We start from the raw sequence: 19,210 nt of genomic DNA on the forward strand, positions 1-19,210 counted from the left end.
TCACAGCTTCTCCCGGATCCACGCGCCGACGAGGTCGGCGGCGTTCTGGCGCTCTTCTATCGAATCCTCGAAATAATGCGCACCGGTGATCAGTTCGAGCTTCTTGTCGGTCGAACCGAGGAAATCGAAGATCTTGCGCGCGTCGCTCGGGAAAACGCCGGTATCGGCTGTCCCCTGCACGACCAGCGCGGGCGTATCGTGCTTGGCGAGGTGCGGCTGCCCCTGACATGGCGAGGTTTCGAGGCTCCACATGTTGAGCCAGGTTTTCAGCGTGTTGGCGCGGCCGATGCTCGGCGTGCGGTTCGCGGTCGCGGGATCGCCGCGATAGCACCAGTTCGGCTTGCGGTCCGACGGATCGATCGCCGGATCGACGCAGCGGATGTCGCCCCAGCAACGGAACATCGGAAAGATGCGATCGGGAATGCCCGCGGCATTGAGGCGCGCCAGTTCGGCCTTCGCCCAGTCGGTGATCCGCTGGTTGCGCGCGCGCTGCCCGGCGCGGTATTTTTCGATGAACGCGTCCGAATAGGGCGGGCCATTGTCGGGGTTGAACGGATCGAGTTCGGGGTCGGTTGCGACGGGATCATTCTCGTCGATCACCGACGCGTCCATCCAGTCGGTCAGCACTTCGGGACGCCCCTGGTGGGCGTTGAAGCTGATATAGAGATCGCCCTTGATGAGGCTCGCCAGCGCATCCTGCCCCACCGAGGGCAGCCGGTCGGTCAAGGTCGGCGCGATCGCCTCGGCCTGATAGGCGCCCATCAGCGAGCCGCCGCCCGAATTGCCGAGGATGACGATCTGCTCGACCCCGGCCTCTTCCTTCAGCCATTTCATGCCGACGCCGATGTCGAGCACCGCATGTTCGAGCAGGAACTGGTCTTCGAAGCCGCGATAGCGCGTGTTCCAGCCGAGGAACCCGATGCCCTGCCGCGCAAAATAGGGCGCGATATAATGTTCGGAGAAATCGACATTATAGTGGGTGGCGATGACCGCCACCTTCGGGCGCTTGCCCGCCTCGGTCCAATAGATGCCCTGGCACGGATGGCCGCCCGCCTGAATGCGCGGCGCGGTCGGCGACACGCGCCCGATAAATTGCGCGTCCAGTCCTGCGATCCCGTTCGGGTCCACCATCATCGTCTCTCCTGATTATCTGCTTGGGTTCAGCGGGTCACTTCGAAGGGCAGCTTATATCCCTCCAGCCCGGCACGGATCGCCTTCTTGTCGATCTTGCCCGTCGGCCCGAGCGGGATTTCGTCGACGAACAGCACGTCGTCGGGCATCCACCAGCGGGCGATCTTGCCGTCAAGATACGCCTTCAAATCGTCGGCGGATGCCGTGCCGCCGTCCTTGAGCTGGCAAAGCAGGATCGGCCGCTCGTCCCACTTCGGATGCGCGACGCCGACGACCGCGGCGTTGGCGACCGCGTCATGCCCCATCGCGATATTCTCGATCTCGATCGAGCTGATCCACTCGCCGCCCGACTTCACGACATCCTTCGCGCGGTCGGTGATCTGCATATAGCCTTCGCCGTCGATCGTGCTGACGTCGCCGGTGTCGAAAAACCCTTCGGCATCGAGCACGTCGCCGCCCTCGCCGCCGAAATAGCCGCGCGCGATCGTCGGCCCCTTGATCATCAGCCGTCCCGGCGTCTTGCCGTCGTGCGGCAGCCGATTTCCTGCATCGTCGACCAGCTTCATCTCGAGCCCGCAGAGCAGCCGCCCCTGCTTCAGCTTGTACGCCATCTGCGCGTCATCGCCCTTCGCCGCGACCGACGCATTGGGCACCGATACTGTGCCGAGCGGCGAGGTTTCGGTCATGCCCCAGCCCTGGATGACGTCGACGCCATAATCGTCGCGAAAGGTGCGGATGATCGATTCCGGACACGCCGAGCCGCCGATCGTCACCCGCTCCAGCGTCGTGAAGCGCTTGCCGTTTTCCTGCATATAGGTGAGCAGCATCTGCCACACGGTCGGCACGGCGGCCGAATAGGTCACCCCCTCTTCCTCGATCAGGTTATAGATCGACTCGCCGTCCATCCGCTGGCCGGGCAACACGAGTTTCGCGCCGACCGCGGGCGCCGAGTAGACGACGCCCCACGCATTGGCATGGTACATCGGCACGACCAGCAGCACCGTATCGCGCGCAGACAGCGCCAGCGCGTCGCGCTGCAACGTCATCAGCGCGTGGATATAGTTCGACCGGTGCGAATAGAGCACGCCCTTGGGGTTGCCCGTGGTCCCGCTGGTGTAACAAAGCCCGCAGGCGGCATTTTCGTCGAAGCCGCCCCAGTCATATTCCGCCGGCTGCCCCGCGATCCAGTCGTCGAAGGCGATCGCCTCGAAATCGGTTTCCGGCAGCGACGCCGCGTCGCAAAAGAAGATCACCTTTTCGATCGACGGCACCTGCGGCAGCAGTTCCGCGACCAGATCGGCAACCGCCGGATCGGCGATCAGCAGCCGGTCGCCGGCATGGTCCGCGATATAGGCGATCTGTTCGGGAAACAGCCTGGGATTGAGCGTGTGGAGCACCGCGCCCATCCCCGCCGCGCCATACCATGCCGCAAGATGGCGCGCGCCGTTCCAGCCCATCGTCGCGACACGGTCGCCCGGCTTGATCCCCTCGCCGGCGAGCGCATTCGACACGCGCTTCGCATCGGCGTGGATGTCGGCATAGGTCGAACGGGTGACGCGCCCTTCGGCATCGCGCGAGACGATCTCGCGGTCGCCGTGCCAGTTCGCCGCATGATCGATGATCCGGTCGACCGTCAGCGGCACATTCTGCATCAATCCGTCCATGTCGGCACGACTCTCCCTCGTTCATTCGTTAAAAGCATAGTATGCTAAGTATTTTGCTTTTGCAATGCCGCTCCGCCTTGCCTCGCCTCCGCCCTTCTTCTAGCGTAAAACTGTTGGCGCTCGGCCGGCAAACGGGGGAAATCGCGGCTCTTCATGCGCACCAATCAGCTTATTATCGCTCTTTTCCAGCGTTTCTGCTGGCTCGACGAGGGCCTGCAGGCGCGGCTGCACGATCGCGGCTGGCCCGATGTCAGCCGCCCGCAATCGATGGTGATGACCAACATCGTCAGCGGCATCGTGCGCCCGTCGGACATTGCGCGCAACCTCGGCGTGTCGCGGCAGGCGATCCACAGCACGATCGGCCAGATGGTCAAGCTCGGCATCGTCGAACTCGCGCCCGATCCCGGCGACCGGCGACATATGATCGTGTCGCTGACCGAAACCGGCGCCCGGATGCGGCATGATGCGCAGCGCGCGATGGACGCGCTGTCCGACCAGTTGGCCGAAAGGCTGGGCCACGAACGCTTCGACGCGCTGCTCGCGACGCTCGAAGCCGACTGGGGCGACAATATCGAGCGGACGCGCTAGCCCGAAAGCGCCCTCGCGACCGCAACCAGCCGGCCCGTCGTCATCTCGACCAGCGACGCCGGCAGCGCTTCCTTCAGGCTTCCGTCCTCGGCGAACGCCGCGTGGGCATTCGGCACCACGACCTGTTCGGGGATCACCAGCATCTGGATCGTGGACAGGATCTGCCGCAAATGCATCAACCCGCGCAGCCCGCCGAAGGGACTGATCGATGCCGACATGATCGCCGCCGCCTTGCCGCGATAGGCGGTCAGCGCGACGAGGCCCTCGCCGCCGGTCGGCCGCGATGCCCAGTCGATCGCATTCTTGAGCAGCGGCGGCAGCGAGCCGTTATATTCGGGCGACACGAACAGCAGCCCGTCCTGCGCCGCGAAAATGTCCTTGAGCCGCTGTGCATCGGGCGGAAAATCATTCGCCTCGAGCGCCGCCGAATAGAGCGGCAGGTCGAACGTCGCCAGATCGACGCGCGTCAGGGCGGCACCCTGCGCCGCAAGACTCGCGGCGGCGAGGTCACCGAGCATAAGATTGAACGATCCCTCGCGCGTGCTGCCGACGATTACCGCAATGCTGGTCATTTTCCCTCCCGGACAAAATAATTAGAATACTAACCTATTTTGTCAGAGATGGGCAACCGGCTTTGCATGGTTTTATCAGCACGAGGGCCGCTTTGGGGTGGATTTCAGACATTGAAGGCAGACGCTGCTATCCCCTCCCGCAAGCGGGAGGGGCAGTGAGACTTACGAACTTTGTTCGTTAGTCGCAGCGGGGTGGGCATCTCGCCGTCGCTGCCCACCCCCAACCCCTCCCGCCTGCGGGAGGGAAGATGAACGACAGCTTCCGACCGCCTCCCGTCGCTAGATCAACCCCGCCAGCGGGCTCGACGGATCGGCATATTTGCGCAGTCCCATCCGTCCCGACAGATAGGCATCGCGCCCGGCCTCGACCGCCAGCTTCATCGCGCGCGCCATGCGGACCGGGTCTTTCGCCTCGGCGATCGCGGTGTTCATCAACACGCCGTCGCAGCCGAGCTCCATCGCCACCGCCGCGTCGCTCGCCGTACCAACGCCTGCATCGACGAGCACCGGGACCGACGCGCCCTCGACGATCAGGCGGATCGTCACCCGGTTCTGGATGCCGAGCCCCGAACCGATCGGCGCGCCGAGCGGCATCACCGCAACCGCGCCCGCATCCTCGAGCTGCTTCGCCGCGATCGGATCGTCGACGCAATAGACCATCGGCAGGAAGCCCTCTTTCGCGAGCACCTCGGTCGCCTCCAGCGTCTCGCGCATGTTCGGGTAGAGCGTCTTCGCCTCGCCGAGCACTTCCAGCTTTACGAGGTCCCAGCCCCCCGCCTCGCGTGCCAATCGCAGCGTCCGTATCGCATCGTCGGCGTTGAAACAGCCTGCGGTGTTGGGCAGGTAGGTGATCTTCTTCGGATCGATATAGTCGGTCAGCATCGGCGCCGTCGGATCGGACACATTGACCCGGCGCACCGCGACGGTGACGATCTCGGCCCCCGACGCTTCGACCGCCGCGGCATTCTGTTCGAAGTCCTTATACTTGCCGGTGCCGACAATCAGCCGCGACGTAAACGTCCGCCCGGCGACACTCCACTGATCCGCTGACACCTTAGCCGCCTCCCACGAAATGAACGATTTCCAGCGCGTCGCCCTCGGCGAGCGCCACTTCGGCGAGCGTCGAGCGCGGGACGATCGCGCGATTGCGCTCGACCGCGACCTTCTTCACGTCGAGCCCCAGCGACGCGACGAGGTCGGCGATGCTGCCTTCGCGCACCTGACGGGGTTCGCCGTTGAGAATGACCGATATCACCGCGGAATCCGCCTCGCTTTGCCTTTTGCCGAGCAGCCCATATAGGGGGAGCGCCCGTCGCCGCAACCGAAAGACCTTGCCCTTGACCAGCGATCGTTCCGACAAGCCGACCGTCTATGTCCTCTCCGGCCCCAATCTCAACCTGCTCGGCACCCGCGAGCCCGAGATTTACGGCCACGACACGCTCAACGACATTCACGCACGGCTGGAGGCGCAGGCCGAAGGACTGGGGCTACGCCTCGAATGCCGGCAGACGAACCATGAAGGCGTGCTGATCGACTGGCTGCACGAAGCCTATGTCGCAGGCGCGAAAGCGGTGCTGCTCAACGCCGGCGGCTATACCCATACGTCGATCGCGATCCACGACGCGATCAAGTCGATCAAGGTGCCGGTGATCGAGGTTCACCTGTCGGACCCGATGAAGCGCGAAGAGTTCCGCCATTTGAGCTATGTCGGCATGGCGGCGGTAGACCATTTTGCAGGTCACGGCGCGAACAGCTATACGCTGGCGCTGGACGCCGCCGCCCGTCTCTGACAATAGGGCGCATCAAAAAACGGGGTCAGAGCGTCGGAACCGCGACGCCGCAAAGAACAGGAAATACATCATGGGTGACCATAAAGAGCAGGGCATCAACATCGATCCGGCTTTCGTCCGCGCGTTGGCGGAACTGCTCGACGATACGCAGCTTTCGGAAATCGAGGTCGAGGACGGCGATCGCAAGGTCCGCGTCGCACGGACGCTGACCGCCGCGCCTGTCGCCTATGCCGCCGCGCCCGCTCCCGTTGCGCCCCCCGCTGCGGCAGCTCCCGCCGCCCCTGCCGCTCCGGCGGCGGCCGCGCCCGCGGCCGATAATTTTGCCGGAGCGGTAAAGTCGCCGATGGTCGGCACCGTCTATCTTGCCCCCGAACCCAGCGCGCCGAATTTCGCGACGGTCGGTTCGGCGGTGAAGGAAGGCGACACGGTGCTGATTATCGAGGCGATGAAGGTGATGAACCCGATCGTCGCGCCGACGTCGGGCACGCTGAAGGCCGTGCATGTCGAGAACAGCCAGCCGGTCGAGTTCGACCAGCCGCTGTTCACCATCGGCTGAACGATCCGATGACCATCGAAAAACTGCTGATCGCCAACCGCGGCGAGATCGCGCTGCGCATCCACCGCGCCTGCCACGAAATGGGCATCAAGACCGTCGCGGTTCATTCGACCGCCGATGCCGACGCGATGCACGTCCGTCTTGCCGACGAGGCCGTGTGCATCGGCCCGCCGAGCGCCAAGGACAGCTATCTCAACATCCCGGCGATCATTTCGGCGGCCGAGGTGACGGGCGCCAACGCGATCCATCCCGGCTATGGCTTCCTGTCCGAGAACGCGCGTTTCGCCGAGATCATCGAAGCACATAACATCTGCTTCGTCGGCCCGAAGCCCGAGCATATCCGCACGATGGGCGACAAGGTCGAAGCGAAGCGCACCGCGGTCGAGCTCGGCTTGCCGGTCGTCCCCGGCTCGCCCGGTGCGGTGACCTATGGCGACGAGGCGAAACGGATCGCGGCCGAAGCCGGCTATCCGGTGCTGATCAAGGCAGCGTCGGGCGGCGGCGGCCGCGGCATGAAGGTCGTCCCCGACGAAGCGAGCCTCGAAAGCCTGATGGGTCAGGCGTCGAGCGAAGCGGCGGCGGCGTTCGGCGACCCGACCGTCTATATGGAAAAATATCTCGGCAACCCGCGCCACATCGAATTTCAGATATTCGGCGACGGTCAGGGCAATGCCATCCATTTGGGCGAACGCGACTGCTCGCTCCAGCGGCGCCATCAAAAAGTGCTCGAGGAAGCCCCCTCGCCGATCATCTCGGCCGAGGAGCGCGCGCGCATGGGCAAGGTCTGCGCCGACGCGATGGCGGCGATGGGTTATCGCGGCGCCGGCACGATCGAGTTTCTGTGGGAAAATGGCGAGTTTTTCTTCATCGAGATGAACACGCGCATCCAGGTCGAGCATCCGGTGACCGAGATGATCACCGGCTTCGACCTCGTCCGCGAACAGATCCGCATCGCCGACGGGCGCGGCCTGTCGGTGGCGCAGGAGGATCTGGAGTTCCGCGGCCACGCGATGGAGTGCCGGATCAACGCCGAAGACCCGCGCACCTTCATGCCCTCGCCGGGCAAGGTCACCAATTACCACGCCGCGGGCGGCATGCATGTGCGCGTCGATAGCGGGCTTTATGCCGGCTATTCGATCCCGCCCTATTATGACAGCATGATCGCCAAGCTGATCGTCTATGGCCGCACCCGCGAAAGCTGCATGATGCGGATGCGCCGCGCGCTCGAGGAGATGGTGATCGGCGGGGTCAAGACCAACATCCCGCTGCATCAGGCGCTGCTCGCCGCCCCCGACGTCATCCATGGCGACTATACGATCAAATGGCTCGAGGAATGGCTAGCGCGCGAGGAAGCGGAAGGCGCGGCGTAAAGGATCAAAGCCCCGTCATTGCGAGCTTAGCGAAGCAATCTCCAGCCAACGGTATATGTGGTCGATCGCTGGAGATTGCCGCGTCGCCTTCGGCTCCTCGCAATGACGGCTGCTGTGCCCTCGCTCACTTTAACTATGTGATCTTTTTGGCTATGGCACCCGCATGGTCAAAAATACTCTCCCGTCGATGCGCCCCGCTGCGGCGCTGATCCTTTCGCTGGCGCTCGCCGCGCCATCCGTCCTTGCGCAGGAAGTGAAGGAGGATTCGGTCGTCCTCCAGCCCGACAAGGTCACCGACGATGCACCTGTCGTCGTCGCGCCGGTCGCGCTTCCCGCTTGGTCGGAGGCGAATGCGACGGCTTTGCTCAGCGCGATCGAAGGCGCCGGCGACGAAGGGCTTTTCGCCAAGGATTACAACCCCGACGACCTCGCTGCGGCGATCATGTCGAAGGATCAGGCACGGCTCGACAAGGTCGCGACCGATGCCTTCCTCCTGTTCGCGACGCACCTGCGCGACGGGCGGACGCCGAATGCCGCTCGCAAGCAATGGTTCATGGTCGATAGCGACGACACCGACGAGCCGCTGCTGCCGTTGCTCACCAATGCGCTGGCGACGAACAACGTCGCGCAGGCGCTCGCCGGCCTCGATCCGGTCCATCCCGATTTCGCGGTGCTGAAAGCGTCGCTGAAGAAGGCCAAGACCCCTGCCGAAGCCAATGGAATCCGGGTGAACATCGAACGCTGGCGCTGGATGCCGCGCGATCTCGGCGAACGCTATGTCGTCAGCAACGTCCCCGAATATCTGACCCGCGTCATCCACGGCGGCACGACGATCGCGACGCACAAGGCCGTCGTCGGCAAGGCCTCGACCCCGACGCCGCAGCTCAATCCGATGGCGACGGGCGTCATCGTCAACCCGACCTGGACGCTGCCGCGCAGCATCATCAACGAGGGCATCGGGGCGACGATCGCCAACAATCCGGCGTCGGCACGCCGTCAGGGCTATACCTGGACAGGCAGCGGCAAGACGCTGTCGGTGGTCCAGCAGCCCGGCGCGAACAACGCGCTGGGCGTGATGAAGATGGAAATGCTCAACCCGCACGCCATCTACCTGCACGACACGCCGTCGAAGGGCGCCTTCGCCGCGGCGGCGCGGGCGTTCAGCCACGGCTGTATCCGTACCGAGCGCGCTTTGCACTTTTCGGGCCTGATGGCGGTTTATTTCGCCGGCAAGAGCCCCGAGGAATTCGGCGAAGCGATCGCCAGCGGCAAGACGACGCGCTTCGGCTTCGAACAGCCCTTCCCCGTCTATGTCGCCTATTGGACCGTCGTTCCCGACGGCAAGGGCGGCGTGAAGAAGCTGGCCGACATCTACGGCCGCGACGCGCCCGTCGTGGCGAGCTTTGCAAAGCAGGGCCGCCCGGCCGGTGCGCTCATCGCGCCGCCGCCGCCGGAGGTCGTGCCGACCGTCCAGACCACCGCGCGCGCGACGACACCGGGGACTTCGGGAATCTACTGACGCAAGGCGCGCCACGCATCTAAACGACGGACAAGATCATGAAAGCAATCGGCATTGCCGCCGCCATTCTCGTCATTGCAGTCCCGACTGGAGCACAGATAACCGATCAATCGGCGCCGAGCACCAAACCGCCGGCTCAGCCTCACATCATTGGCAGTCCAATGCGCTGGATAACCAATAGTGACTACCCTCCTGCGGCTGTGCAGGAACGGCGCGAAGGCCGTGTTCGCTTCAAGCTGACCATCAATGCGTCGGGACGGGTCAGCAATTGCGAAATCACCGCGTCAAGCGGACATGCCGACCTCGATACCCAGACCTGCCACATTCTCTCGCGCCGTGCTCGGTTCGTCAAAGCAACCGGGTCCGATGAACCCCGGTATTTCGAGAGCATATTTAGCTGGAATTTATAATTCTCCGCTGCCGGCTTCGGCATAGCGCTTATCGCGGCGAGGAAACCGGTATAATCTTGTCAATCCGCCGTCTTCGGAATCACGCCGTTGCTCGCACCGGTGCGAATGATATTTTCGGTGCCCGGCAGCGGCTCGCTCGGCATCTCGAACTTCGGTACCGGCGGCGGCACGCTCAGCTTGTCGGCGAACAGCAATCGGCCCGGGCCAAGCTTGTAGAGGATCATCGGCAACAACGCCTCGCCGAAGACGAAGCAGCCTTCGCTGCGCCCCAGCTTGCCTTGTGTCGCGATCAGCGACGGGTCGGCATACCAGGCGCCATGGACGACGATCGCGCGCGCGTCGGCGCTGTAATTGTCGGGCTCCAGCCCTGCGAGCCGCATCGACGAGCCGTTGCTGCCATAATAATAATCGCTGGTGCGATAAGCGCCCCGCGAGGTTGCAAGGCTGCCGACACGGTTCGAAAAGCTTTTGAGCCAGCCGTCGTGCTGCGGATCCGAACCGCGGCCATGGGTGACTGGAAACATATCGATCTTGCCCGCGACCATGTCGACGAGCGCGAAGCGCGGCCGCGACGACGGCAGGCCGAAATCGACGATGCCGACGCGGTCGGCTTGCGGGATATTGCGATTCTGCATCGCCAGTTGCCGGCGCGCGACAGCCAGATAGTCGACCGGCGGCGATACCGGCGCGATCGGCTGCTGAATCCAGTTCGGCGTCTGGGCGCGCGTCGGAAAGGCAGCCATCGCCCCCGCCCCGGCAAGTCCCGCCAATATCGCCCTGCGATCAATCAGTTCATTCACTTTGCAACCCAACCCCGCATTGGCCGCCCTTTGGCGGTCCCTCGGCTTGTCATAAGCCCCAAGATGGTGGTCGAAGGCAATATTACCATGCCTGTCATGCGGGCAGATGTGGCATATTCGCCATGAATAGCGGGTTTACGCGCCCCAAGTTTTTCCGGGCGCCTTGTCGACGACAGGATTGTCGGCGGCGCGGCGCGGCGATAGGAGCGGCCGAATGAAAGCAACGATCTGGCACAACCCCGCCTGCGGCACCTCGCGCAAGACTCTCGCGATTCTCGAGGAGACGCCCGGCGTCGATGTCACCGTCGTCGAATATCTGAAAAATCCCTATAGCGAGGCGAAGCTGCGCCAGCTTTTCGCCGATGCCGGGATCGCCGCTCGCGACGCGCTGCGCCTGCGCGGCACCGACGCCGAAGAACGCGGCCTCAAAGATGCGAGCGAAGACGAAATCGTCGCCGCGATGGCCGCCAATCCCGCCTATGTCGAACGCCCGATCGTCGAGACCGACAAGGGCGTCCGGCTGTGCCGCCCGCAGGACCGGGTGCACGAAATCCTCTGACGCAGGGCTCGCTGCCCGGCGATCAGACTCAGAATTATTCGGCCAACGGAAATTTTGACACGGTTTTGCAAGTCGCTACAACCGGCGCATGCCTCCCTGCAGGTGCCGAAAATGAGCGTGCGATACCGCTATCCGATCCTCCTTCTGGCATCCGCATCGCTCGCCGGGTGTAGCGTCGGCCCCGACTACCGCCCCGCCACCGTCAGTGAACTGGCGCTGCCATCCGGTTACAGCGACGGCCGCAACGCGGCGCTCGACGAAGCGGGGCTCGCTTCATGGTGGACCCGGTTCGACGATCCCATGCTCGACCGGCTCGTCGAACGCGCGATTGCTGTCAATCTCGACGTGGCGCAGGCCGAGGCGCGGCTGCGGCAGGCGCGCGAGGCGTCGGTGCAGGCTGGCGCCGACCTGCTGCCGACGGTGAGCGCCAGCGGCCGCGCCGGCCGCAATGTCGTGATCGACGGACAGGACAGCAGCAGCTACTCGCTCGGCCTCGATGCCGACTGGCAAGTCGACCTGTTCGGCGGCGGTCGGCGCGCGCTCGAGGCAGCACGCGCCGACGAAGCGGCGACCCGCTACGACCTCGCCGGGGTGCGGATCGCGATCATCGCCGAACTGGTCACCAACTATGTCCAGCTCCGCCTTGCGCAGCAGCAACTCGCGATCGCCGAAGAGACGGTCCGCTATCAGCGCGACAATTACGACATCGCGCGCTGGCGGGTGCAGGCCGGCCTCGCCTCCTCGCTCGACGAGCAGCAGGCGCGTACGCAATTGGCACAGACCGAAGCGAGCATTCCCGAGTTCCGGACCAGCATCCGCGGCGCGCTCAACCGCATCGCGGTGCTGACCGCCGAAGCGCCCGGAACGGCGACCGCCACGCTCGAACCTGCCGCCCCCATCCCCACCCCACCGACCGGTATCGCCGCGGGCTTTCCCGCCGACACGCTGCGCCAGCGCCCCGATGTCCGCGCGGCCGAGCGCAGTCTCGCCGCCGCCACTGCGCGGATCGGCGTCGCGCAGGCGCAATTGCTCCCCTCGCTGGGTCTGACCGGCTCGCTCGGCACCAGCGCGCTGACCACCCGCGGCCTGTTCGATACCATCACCGGATCGCTGTTCGCCGGCCTTTCGCAAATCCTGTTCGACGGCGGCGCCCGCGCGTCGCAGGTCCGCGCCCAGCGTGCGGCGGCGGATGGCGCCTTCGCCGCCTATCGCCAGACGATCCTCGTCTCGCTCGAAGACGTCGAAAATGCGCTGGTTGCGGCAAGCTCCGCCGACGAGCGCAGCGCCCAACTGGCGATCGCCCGCGAAGCGGCGAACAACAGCGCCATCCTTGCCCGGCTGCAATATCAATCGGGGCTGACCGACTTTCAGACGCTGTCCAGCGTCGAAACCTCGCTCCTGTCGTCGAGCAACAGCCTGGCGAGCTCGCGCGCGGCGCAGGCGCTGGCCATCGTCCAGCTCTACAATGCGCTGGGCGGCGGGTGGCAGTCCATGGAAACGAACGGAACCGGCGGATGACCGACGACAGCAAGCGCGATGAAACTCTCGACGACTTCCTCGGCGTCAAGCCCGCCAGTCCGTGGGTGCGGCGCGGCAAATGGATCGGCGTCGCGCTGCTGGCGCTCCTCTTCCTGTTCGTCCTCTATCGCTGTTTCGGCCCCGACGACGCGGTGCGTTATTCGACCGAGGAGGTGCGCAAGGGCGCGCTGACCGTCACCGTCTCCGCGACCGGCAACATCAAGCCGATCAACCAGGTCGATGTCGGTTCGGAACAGTCGGGGCTGATCACCAACGTCTATGTCGATGTGAACGACCGTGTGACGAAGGGCCAGTTGCTCGCGTCGCTCGACACCGCGCGTCTGCAGGATTCGGTCGTCCAGGCCGAAGCGAGCCTCGCCGCCGCCAATGCCAATGTCGGCGAGGCGCAGGCGACGCTGGCACAGGCAGGCGCGAACCTCGCGCGGCAGGAAGAGGTGTTCCGCCTGTCGGGCGGCCGCGTACCGTCGAAAACCGAGCTCGACGCGGCGCGCGCCGATCAGAAACGCGCCGTCGCGTCGCTCGCCGCGTCGCGCGCGCAGGTGGCGCAGCAACGCGCCGCGCTCGGCACCGCGCAGACCAATTTGTCGAAGGCGCGCATCTATTCGCCGGTCACCGGCGTCGTGCTGTCGCGCGATATCGAACCCGGCCAGACCGTCGCTGCCTCGCTCAACGCGCCGGTGCTGTTCACGATCGCCGAGGATCTGAGCCAGATGGAACTCGAAGTGTCGATCGACGAGGCCGACGTCGGCCAGGTGAAGGAAGGCCAGGACGCGACCTTCACCGTCGATGCCTTTCCCGGCCAGCGTTTTCCGGCGAAGATCACCCGCGTCAACGTCGGATCGAACAACAGCGGCAGTTCGTCCTCTTCCTCGTCGTCGGGCTCGTCGGCGAGCAGCGCGAGTTCGGGCAATGTCGTCGCCTACACCGCGATCCTGTCGGTCGACAATGCCAAGCAGGAATTGCGTCCCGGGATGACCGCGACCGCCGATATCTTGACCATGCACAAGCAGAACGTGCTGCTGATCGCCAACGCCGCGCTGCGCTTCCGTCCCGCGCAGGCGGACGGCGCCGGCGCGTCGAGCGGCGGGATCACCGGCGCGCTCGTCCCCCGCCGGCCGCGGCGCGGCGGCGACCGGCCGGCACGCACGGTCACCGCCGACCGGGGGGCGCAGCAGACGGTCTATATCCTCAGCGCCGAAGGGCAACCGCAGCCGATGCAGATCACCACCGGCGACACCAACGGCAGCCTTACCGAGGTGACATCGGGCAGCCTGCGCACCGGCACGAAGGTCATCACCGGCCAGCTTTCGGACGGATCGTCAGGTGGATCGGGCGGCGGGTCCGGCGGATCAGGCGGCGGACGACGCGGCGGTGGCGGCGGCGGCTGACGCGATGGCCGATCCGATCATTCGTCTGCGCGGGATCGTCAAGACCTATGGCGAAGGGCCGACCGCCTTTCAGGCGCTGAAGGGCATCGACCTTGACATCGGCGCGGGCGATTTCGTCGCGGTGATGGGGGCATCGGGATCGGGCAAGTCGACGACGATGAACATCCTCGGCTGCCTCGATGTGCCGACGCGCGGCGAATATCTGTTTCGCGGCCACCATGTCGAGGCGCTGACGCGCGACGAGCGCGCCCTGCTGCGCCGCAAATATTTCGGCTTCGTCTTTCAGGGCTTCAACCTGCTGTCGCGCACCAGCGCGCTCGAAAATGTCGAACTGCCGCTCGTCTATCGCGGCGATCCGAAGGCGGAGCGGCACGAGGCGGCGATGGCGGCGCTCGACAAGGTCGGGCTCAAGGACTGGTGGGATCATACCCCGGCCGAATTGTCGGGCGGGCAGCAACAGCGCGTGGCGATTGCCCGCGCGATCGTGACCCGGCCGCAGGTGTTGCTCGCCGACGAACCGACGGGCAATCTCGATTCCGAACGCTCGGTCGAGATCATGGAATTGCTGTCCGACCTCAACCGGAACAGTGGCATTACCGTGCTGATGGTGACGCACGAACCCGACATGGCCGAATTCGCGCGCACCCTCGTCCATTTCAAGGACGGGCTGGTCGAGCGGATCGAAACCAACGCGCACCCGCCGGGGCTTGCGGAGCAAGGCGCGTGATCGGCACGACCTTCTTCCTCGCGCTGCGTTCGATCCGCCGCCACGTGCTGCGTTCCTTCCTCACCGTGCTCGGCATCGTCATCGGCGTCGCCGCGGTGGTGACGATGGTCACGCTCGGCAATGCGACGACCGCCGCGGTACAGAGCCAGATTTCAGCGCTCGGCACCAACATCCTCCAGATCCGTCCCGGTCAGGGCTTCGGCCGCGGCGGCGGCGGCCCGCGCCCGCCCGATTTCGAAATGGCCGACCTCGAGGCGATCGCGCAGCAGATCGGCGGCGTGACCGCGGTCGCGCCGCAGGCGCAGACCAGCGGCACTGCGATCTACGAAGGCGCCAACTGGTCGACGACGGTGAACGGCACCACCGACGCCTATTTCACCGTCCAGCCCTGGCCGCTTGCCGAGGGCCGCACCTTCACCCCCGCCGAGGAACAGGCCGGCAAAAGCGTCTGCATCATCGGCAACACGATCCGCCAGAATCTGTTTCGCGGCGGCAGCGCCGTCGGCCAGCGCTTTCGCATCAAGGGCGTGAGCTGCGACGTCATCGGGGTGCTGTCGACGCGCGGTCAGGCGGGTTTCGGCGGCGATCAGGACGATATCGTGATCATGCCCGTCAAGGCGGTGCAGCGCCGCTTCACCGGCAATCAGGATATCTCCGTGATGCTCGTCGGGATCGACCAGAATTATGCAAGCGAACAGGTGCAGGCCTCGATCACCGACCTGCTGCGCGAGCGGCGCAAGATTACCGACGGCAAGAATGATGATTTCAACATCTTCGACACCAAGCAGATTTCGGAAACGCTGACCGGCACGACCACCCTGCTGACGCGGATTGTCGCGGCGGTCGCCGCCATCTCGCTCGTCGTCGGCGGCATCGGCATCATGAACATCATGCTGGTATCGGTCACCGAACGCACGCGCGAGATCGGCATCCGGCTCGCGATCGGTGCGGTCGCGCGCGAGGTGCTGATGCAGTTTCTGGTCGAGGCAATCGTCCTCTCGTGCCTCGGCGGGCTCGCCGGTCTCGTCATCGCGCAGCTCGCGATTGCGATCCTCTCGCCCCTGATGCAGGTGAGCTGGATGTTCGACGCCCAGATCAACGTCATCGCCTTTGCGATTTCGGCGCTGATCGGCGTCGTCTTCGGCTATTTCCCGGCGCGCCGGGCGGCCAGCCTCAATCCGATCGACGCGCTGCGGCACGAATAGGGATGAGCACTTCCGGAAATAGGCCCGGGCGACGGGCAGTGCTGGCCGGATCCGCAGCGCTGATCGCCGGCGGCTCGGCGCCTGCCGGTGCGCGGCCGGCGCCCGGATGCGCGGACAGCAACACGGTCTGGGTGCCGTCTGCGGAACTGGTTCGCGAAATTCCGCGGCTCATGCAGATCGCCGGGGTGCCCGGCATCGCCATCGCGGTCGTCGACCGCGGGGCGCTCGTCTGGAGCGAGGGCTTCGGGGTCAAAAACGCCCTCACCCGCGAGCCGGTGCGGGAAGATACGTTGTTCGAAGCCGCGTCGATGACCAAGCCGGTCTTTGCCTATGTCGCGATGCGGCTCGCCGACGAAAAGCGCCTCGATCTCGACCGGCCGCTCGTCGCCTATCGCCGGCCCGCCCATTTGGGCGATGACCCCAATCTCGAACAGATCACGGCCCGGCATGTGCTGGCACATTCGACCGGTCTGCCCAACTGGGCTTCGGGGCCGCTGGTCACCAACAGCGCCCCCGGATCGGGCTACAGCTATTCGGGCGAAGCCTTCATCTGGCTCCAGCTCGTCGTCGAGAAGATCACCGGCATGGGCCTCGGCAGCGTGATGCAGGCGAAGCTGTTCGGCCCGGCCGGCATGTCACGGAGCAGTTTCGGCTGGGACCAGGATATCGCGAGGGCGGCGGTCTTCGGCCATTCCGAACCGCCCGAAGGCGAGCAAATACTCCCTCCCCAGCCGACACGCGAGCTCGGCGACCGGCTGCTGCCGATCGCGGCGAAATGGCACAAGCCGATCGCGTTCTGGACCTACGAAGATTCGATCGCGGCGATGCGCGAGGCGGACCCGAAGACGCCGCCGTCGACGCACGACCTGCTGGTCAATTCCGCGGGCGGGCTCCTGATGACGGCTTCCGACTATGCGAAGTTCATGCTGCTCATGATGGACCGGCGAGCGCGGGCGGACTGGGAGATCGGCGAGGCGGCGCGGCAAGCGATGCTCACCCCGCGGACCGAGGTGCGCGGGCGCGATATTTCGCGGGGACTGGGCTGGGAACTCGAGCGATCCCCGGCGGGCCAGCTGTTCCAGCACAGCGGCAGCAATTACGGGATCTTCAGAACGCTGGGGGTCGGCGATGCCCGGAGCGGGCGCGCGATCGTCGTCTTTACCAACGGCGCGAACGGGCAAGCGCTCGCATCGCGGATCGTCCGGGAGGCAACGGGGATCGACCGGTTGAAATCGCTGATCTGATCGACGCCAAGGCCGGATCGAGAAATCTTCAATAGATGGTATAGCCGCCGTCGATCACGATCGCATCGCCCAGATGAAAACTCGAGTGATGGCTGGCGAGATAGACGGCGATGGCCGAAAAATCGTCGCCGTCGCCCCAGCGGCCGACCGGCGCGCGGCTGATCACATTGTCGTTGAACTTGTCCCACCCCTGCAACCGCTCGGTCATGTCCGACCGCGTCCAGCCCGGCAGGATGCTGTTGACGCGGATGCCGTGCGGCGCGAGCTCGACCGCCATGGCGCGCGTCAGCGACAGCACCGCGCCCTTCGTCGCGCCATAATGCTCGTTGCGCGCGGCACCGTGAACGGCAGCGGTGGAAGCGATCGAGACGAGCGAGCCGCCGCGCTCGCCCGCCTTGCCGCGCTCGATCATGTGCGCCGCCGCCTCGCGCAAGGTGTAGAACACACCATAGACGTTGATCGACTGCAGCTTGTCGAAATCGGCCTGGCTGATCTCGAACATGTCGCGGCGCGCGATGCCGATGCCGGCGTTCGCAATCGCCTGATCGAGACGGCCGAATTCTGCGAGGATCGCCGCTATACCCGCTTTCACTGCCGCCTCGTCGGCCACGTCGACCTGCGCGCAGCGGACGGTGCCGCCAAGGGCTTCGAGTTCGGCGACCGCCCGCTCGTTCTTGTCGGGCTTGTTGCCCCAGATCACCACCGTCGCGCCGTGCATCGCGAGACCTTTGGCCATGCCGAGGCCGATACCCCCGTTGCCGCCGGTCACCAGCGCGACCTTGCCCGTCAGGTCGAAAAGCCCCAAAGCCATCTTCGTCTCCTAGCGATGCCGGTGCGCGATCCTTTTCTGTCGCGCCGTCATCCTTTCCATAAGGCGCCCGCCGCCGGGGTTTCAAGAAGCTACGCCGCTCCGCCCTTCACACCCACGCCCCGCTGGCGTTCGAGGCATAGCCGAGCGCGCGATAGGCGGCGTCGATCAGCAGTTGCGCGCGCGGTCCGACCATGACGCCGGCGCCCATGCGGTTCATCGTATAGCCGAAACCCATGCGCGCGCCGGGATCGGCGAAACCGATCGAACCGCCGAAGCCGACGTGGCCGAACGCCTCCTCGGACATCAAAAGCGTGCAGTCGACCAGTTCGGGCTGGCTGCGATTATCGGTGGTCTTCATGAACCCCGACCCGAAACGCATCGGCATCAGCAATGTCGCATCGAGGTGGCTGGCGCTTGCGGTGCGGCCCATCCGCGCCACCGTATCGGCGCCGAGCAGTTCGCCATTGGCAAGCGCCGAATAGATGGTCGCGAGCCCACGTCCATTGGTCATGCCGTTGAGCGATCCGATCTCGACGCCCCAATAAGCGGGGTCGTTGCAGTCATAACCGCCATCATTGGTCATCATCAGCGTGAAGGGCGCGGCGGGGTCGGTCTCGATCGCATGATTGGCGCGCGACTTGCCGCCGAACAGCGGATCGGCCGGATAGATCATCGGTGCAACGCGGCGATGCTCGCCGGCCGGGAGCCCCAGCCAGAAATCGGCGCCGAGCGGCCCGGCAATCTCGCTGCGGATATAGTCGCCGAGCGGCACGCCGACCGCGCGGCGGAACAGCCCGCCCACGGTCCATGCATAGGTGTGGCCATGATAGCCGTGACGCGTCCCCGGCACCCAGAAGGGCCGCTCGCGCGCGATCCGCTCGCACATATAGTCGAAGTCGGCGAAGCCGCCGGGCCGCACCGGATCACGCAGCGCGGGGACCCCGACCGAATGGTCGAGGATCATCGCCACCGTCGCCTCTTCTTTCCCTTCGCAGGCGAATTCGGGCCAGTATTTCGCGACCGGGGCGTCGAGGTCGATATGCCCCTTCTCGACCGCATGATGCGCCGCGACCGCCGCGATCCCCTTGGTGCTCGACCAGACGATCGAGATTGTCTCGGCATCCCATGCTTCGCCGTCCGCCGTTTTGCGTCCGCCCCACAGGTCGACGACCGGCCGGCCTTCGTGGAAGATCGCGAGACTTGCGCCGACCTCGCCGCGTTCGTCGAAGTTGGCGGCAAAGAGATCGGCGAGTTCGGCAAAGGCCGGATCGACCTGCCCCTGCACCGTCCCGGCGGCTATATTCCTGCTGATCGCGTTCATCGTCATGTGTGCCTCC

Annotated in this window: 18 protein-coding genes and 1 pseudogene; 12 read left to right on the forward strand and 7 right to left on the reverse strand. The window is 65.4% G+C overall.

All coding sequences use genetic code 11. The annotated features are described in order from the left end of the window. Together LH19_RS13100 and LH19_RS13105 are read right to left on the reverse strand one after the other, a co-directional pair. On the reverse strand, positions 1–1,134 hold the full coding sequence (locus tag LH19_RS13100; RefSeq protein WP_234715926.1) for an alpha/beta hydrolase: 1,134 nt from the start codon (positions 1,132–1,134) through the stop codon (positions 1–3). 26 nt (positions 1,135–1,160) lie between these two features. Further along, entirely contained in the window at positions 1,161–2,795 is a 1,635-nt protein-coding gene (locus LH19_RS13105) for a long-chain-fatty-acid--CoA ligase (protein WP_054728651.1), read from the reverse strand. A gap of 153 nt (positions 2,796–2,948) precedes the next feature. Here LH19_RS13105 and LH19_RS13110 point away from each other — a divergent pair, with 153 nt between their 5' ends. Further along, on the forward strand, positions 2,949–3,383 hold the full coding sequence (locus LH19_RS13110) for a MarR family winged helix-turn-helix transcriptional regulator (protein WP_054728654.1): 435 nt from the start codon (positions 2,949–2,951) through the stop codon (positions 3,381–3,383). Here LH19_RS13110 and LH19_RS13115 read toward each other — a convergent pair. Further along, complete coding sequence (locus LH19_RS13115) at positions 3,380–3,955, reverse strand: NADPH-dependent FMN reductase (protein WP_054728657.1); 576 nt, start codon at positions 3,953–3,955, stop codon at positions 3,380–3,382. The two genes, LH19_RS13110 and LH19_RS13115, sit on opposite strands and share 4 nt — an antisense overlap. 279 nt (positions 3,956–4,234) lie before the next feature. Beyond that, positions 4,235–5,210: pseudogene (thiS, locus tag LH19_RS13120) on the reverse strand (sulfur carrier protein ThiS). A gap of 82 nt (positions 5,211–5,292) precedes the next feature. Here thiS and LH19_RS13130 point away from each other — a divergent pair. The 5 genes from LH19_RS13130 to LH19_RS28015 all read left to right on the forward strand — a co-directional run bounded on the left by LH19_RS13130 (position 5,293) and on the right by LH19_RS28015 (position 9,600). Then, the gene (locus LH19_RS13130; RefSeq protein WP_054588381.1) at positions 5,293–5,745 is read left to right on the forward strand and encodes a type II 3-dehydroquinate dehydratase; all 453 of its coding nucleotides are present in this window, start codon (positions 5,293–5,295) and stop codon (positions 5,743–5,745) included. A 70-nt stretch (positions 5,746–5,815) separates the two neighbouring features. Next, complete coding sequence (accB, locus tag LH19_RS13135; protein ID WP_054728661.1) at positions 5,816–6,301, forward strand: acetyl-CoA carboxylase biotin carboxyl carrier protein; 486 nt, start codon at positions 5,816–5,818, stop codon at positions 6,299–6,301. 8 nt (positions 6,302–6,309) lie between these two features. Next, positions 6,310–7,671, forward strand: a complete 1,362-nt coding sequence (gene accC / locus LH19_RS13140) for an acetyl-CoA carboxylase biotin carboxylase subunit (RefSeq protein WP_054728663.1) — start codon at positions 6,310–6,312, stop codon at positions 7,669–7,671. 163 nt (positions 7,672–7,834) lie between these two features. Beyond that, positions 7,835–9,190: a L,D-transpeptidase scaffold domain-containing protein gene (locus tag LH19_RS13145; RefSeq protein ID WP_054728665.1), complete on the forward strand. Its 1,356-nt coding sequence runs from the start codon at positions 7,835–7,837 to the stop codon at positions 9,188–9,190. Positions 9,191–9,228: 38 nt separating this feature from the next. After that, the gene (locus tag LH19_RS28015) at positions 9,229–9,600 is read left to right on the forward strand and encodes an energy transducer TonB (protein WP_082395672.1); all 372 of its coding nucleotides are present in this window, start codon (positions 9,229–9,231) and stop codon (positions 9,598–9,600) included. A gap of 59 nt (positions 9,601–9,659) precedes the next feature. Here the strand turns inward: LH19_RS28015 and LH19_RS13150 are convergent, their stop codons facing one another. Continuing rightward, a complete protein-coding gene (locus LH19_RS13150; protein WP_054728668.1) occupies positions 9,660–10,400 on the reverse strand; it encodes a murein L,D-transpeptidase catalytic domain family protein in 741 nt (246 codons plus the stop codon). Positions 10,401–10,614: 214 nt separating this feature from the next. Here LH19_RS13150 and arsC point away from each other — a divergent pair, with 214 nt between their 5' ends. The 6 genes from arsC to LH19_RS13180 all read left to right on the forward strand — a co-directional run bounded on the left by arsC (position 10,615) and on the right by LH19_RS13180 (position 17,062). After that, complete coding sequence (arsC, locus tag LH19_RS13155; RefSeq protein WP_054728671.1) at positions 10,615–10,959, forward strand: arsenate reductase (glutaredoxin); 345 nt, start codon at positions 10,615–10,617, stop codon at positions 10,957–10,959. 111 nt (positions 10,960–11,070) lie between these two features. Continuing rightward, positions 11,071–12,477, forward strand: coding sequence for an efflux transporter outer membrane subunit (locus LH19_RS13160; RefSeq protein WP_145923371.1), 1,407 nt, complete (start codon positions 11,071–11,073; stop codon positions 12,475–12,477). Next, positions 12,474–13,886 (forward strand): efflux RND transporter periplasmic adaptor subunit, encoded by a 1,413-nt coding sequence (locus LH19_RS13165; protein WP_054728673.1) that lies wholly within the window; start codon positions 12,474–12,476, stop codon positions 13,884–13,886. The genes LH19_RS13160 and LH19_RS13165 overlap by 4 nt, the downstream gene beginning before the upstream one ends. A gap of 4 nt (positions 13,887–13,890) precedes the next feature. Next, positions 13,891–14,613 (forward strand): ABC transporter ATP-binding protein, encoded by a 723-nt coding sequence (locus LH19_RS13170; RefSeq protein ID WP_054733524.1) that lies wholly within the window; start codon positions 13,891–13,893, stop codon positions 14,611–14,613. After that, the gene (locus tag LH19_RS13175) at positions 14,610–15,818 is read left to right on the forward strand and encodes an ABC transporter permease (protein WP_054728676.1); all 1,209 of its coding nucleotides are present in this window, start codon (positions 14,610–14,612) and stop codon (positions 15,816–15,818) included. The genes LH19_RS13170 and LH19_RS13175 overlap by 4 nt, the downstream gene beginning before the upstream one ends. Before the next feature lie 38 nt (positions 15,819–15,856). Then, positions 15,857–17,062 carry a serine hydrolase domain-containing protein gene (locus LH19_RS13180; RefSeq protein WP_201258426.1) on the forward strand — a complete coding sequence of 402 codons (1,206 nt, stop codon included), beginning with the start codon at positions 15,857–15,859 and terminating at the stop codon, positions 17,060–17,062. 28 nt (positions 17,063–17,090) lie between these two features. Here LH19_RS13180 and LH19_RS13185 read toward each other — a convergent pair whose 3' ends face one another. Together LH19_RS13185 and LH19_RS13190 are read right to left on the reverse strand one after the other, a co-directional pair. Further along, complete coding sequence (locus tag LH19_RS13185) at positions 17,091–17,873, reverse strand: SDR family NAD(P)-dependent oxidoreductase (RefSeq protein WP_054728678.1); 783 nt, start codon at positions 17,871–17,873, stop codon at positions 17,091–17,093. Between the two features lie 106 nt (positions 17,874–17,979). Beyond that, the gene (locus LH19_RS13190) at positions 17,980–19,200 is read right to left on the reverse strand and encodes a serine hydrolase domain-containing protein (RefSeq protein WP_201258425.1); all 1,221 of its coding nucleotides are present in this window, start codon (positions 19,198–19,200) and stop codon (positions 17,980–17,982) included. Between the last annotated feature and the right edge of the window lie 10 nt (positions 19,201–19,210).

Source organism: Sphingopyxis macrogoltabida (assembly GCF_001314325.1).
Lineage (GTDB): Bacteria > Pseudomonadota > Alphaproteobacteria > Sphingomonadales > Sphingomonadaceae > Sphingopyxis > Sphingopyxis macrogoltabida.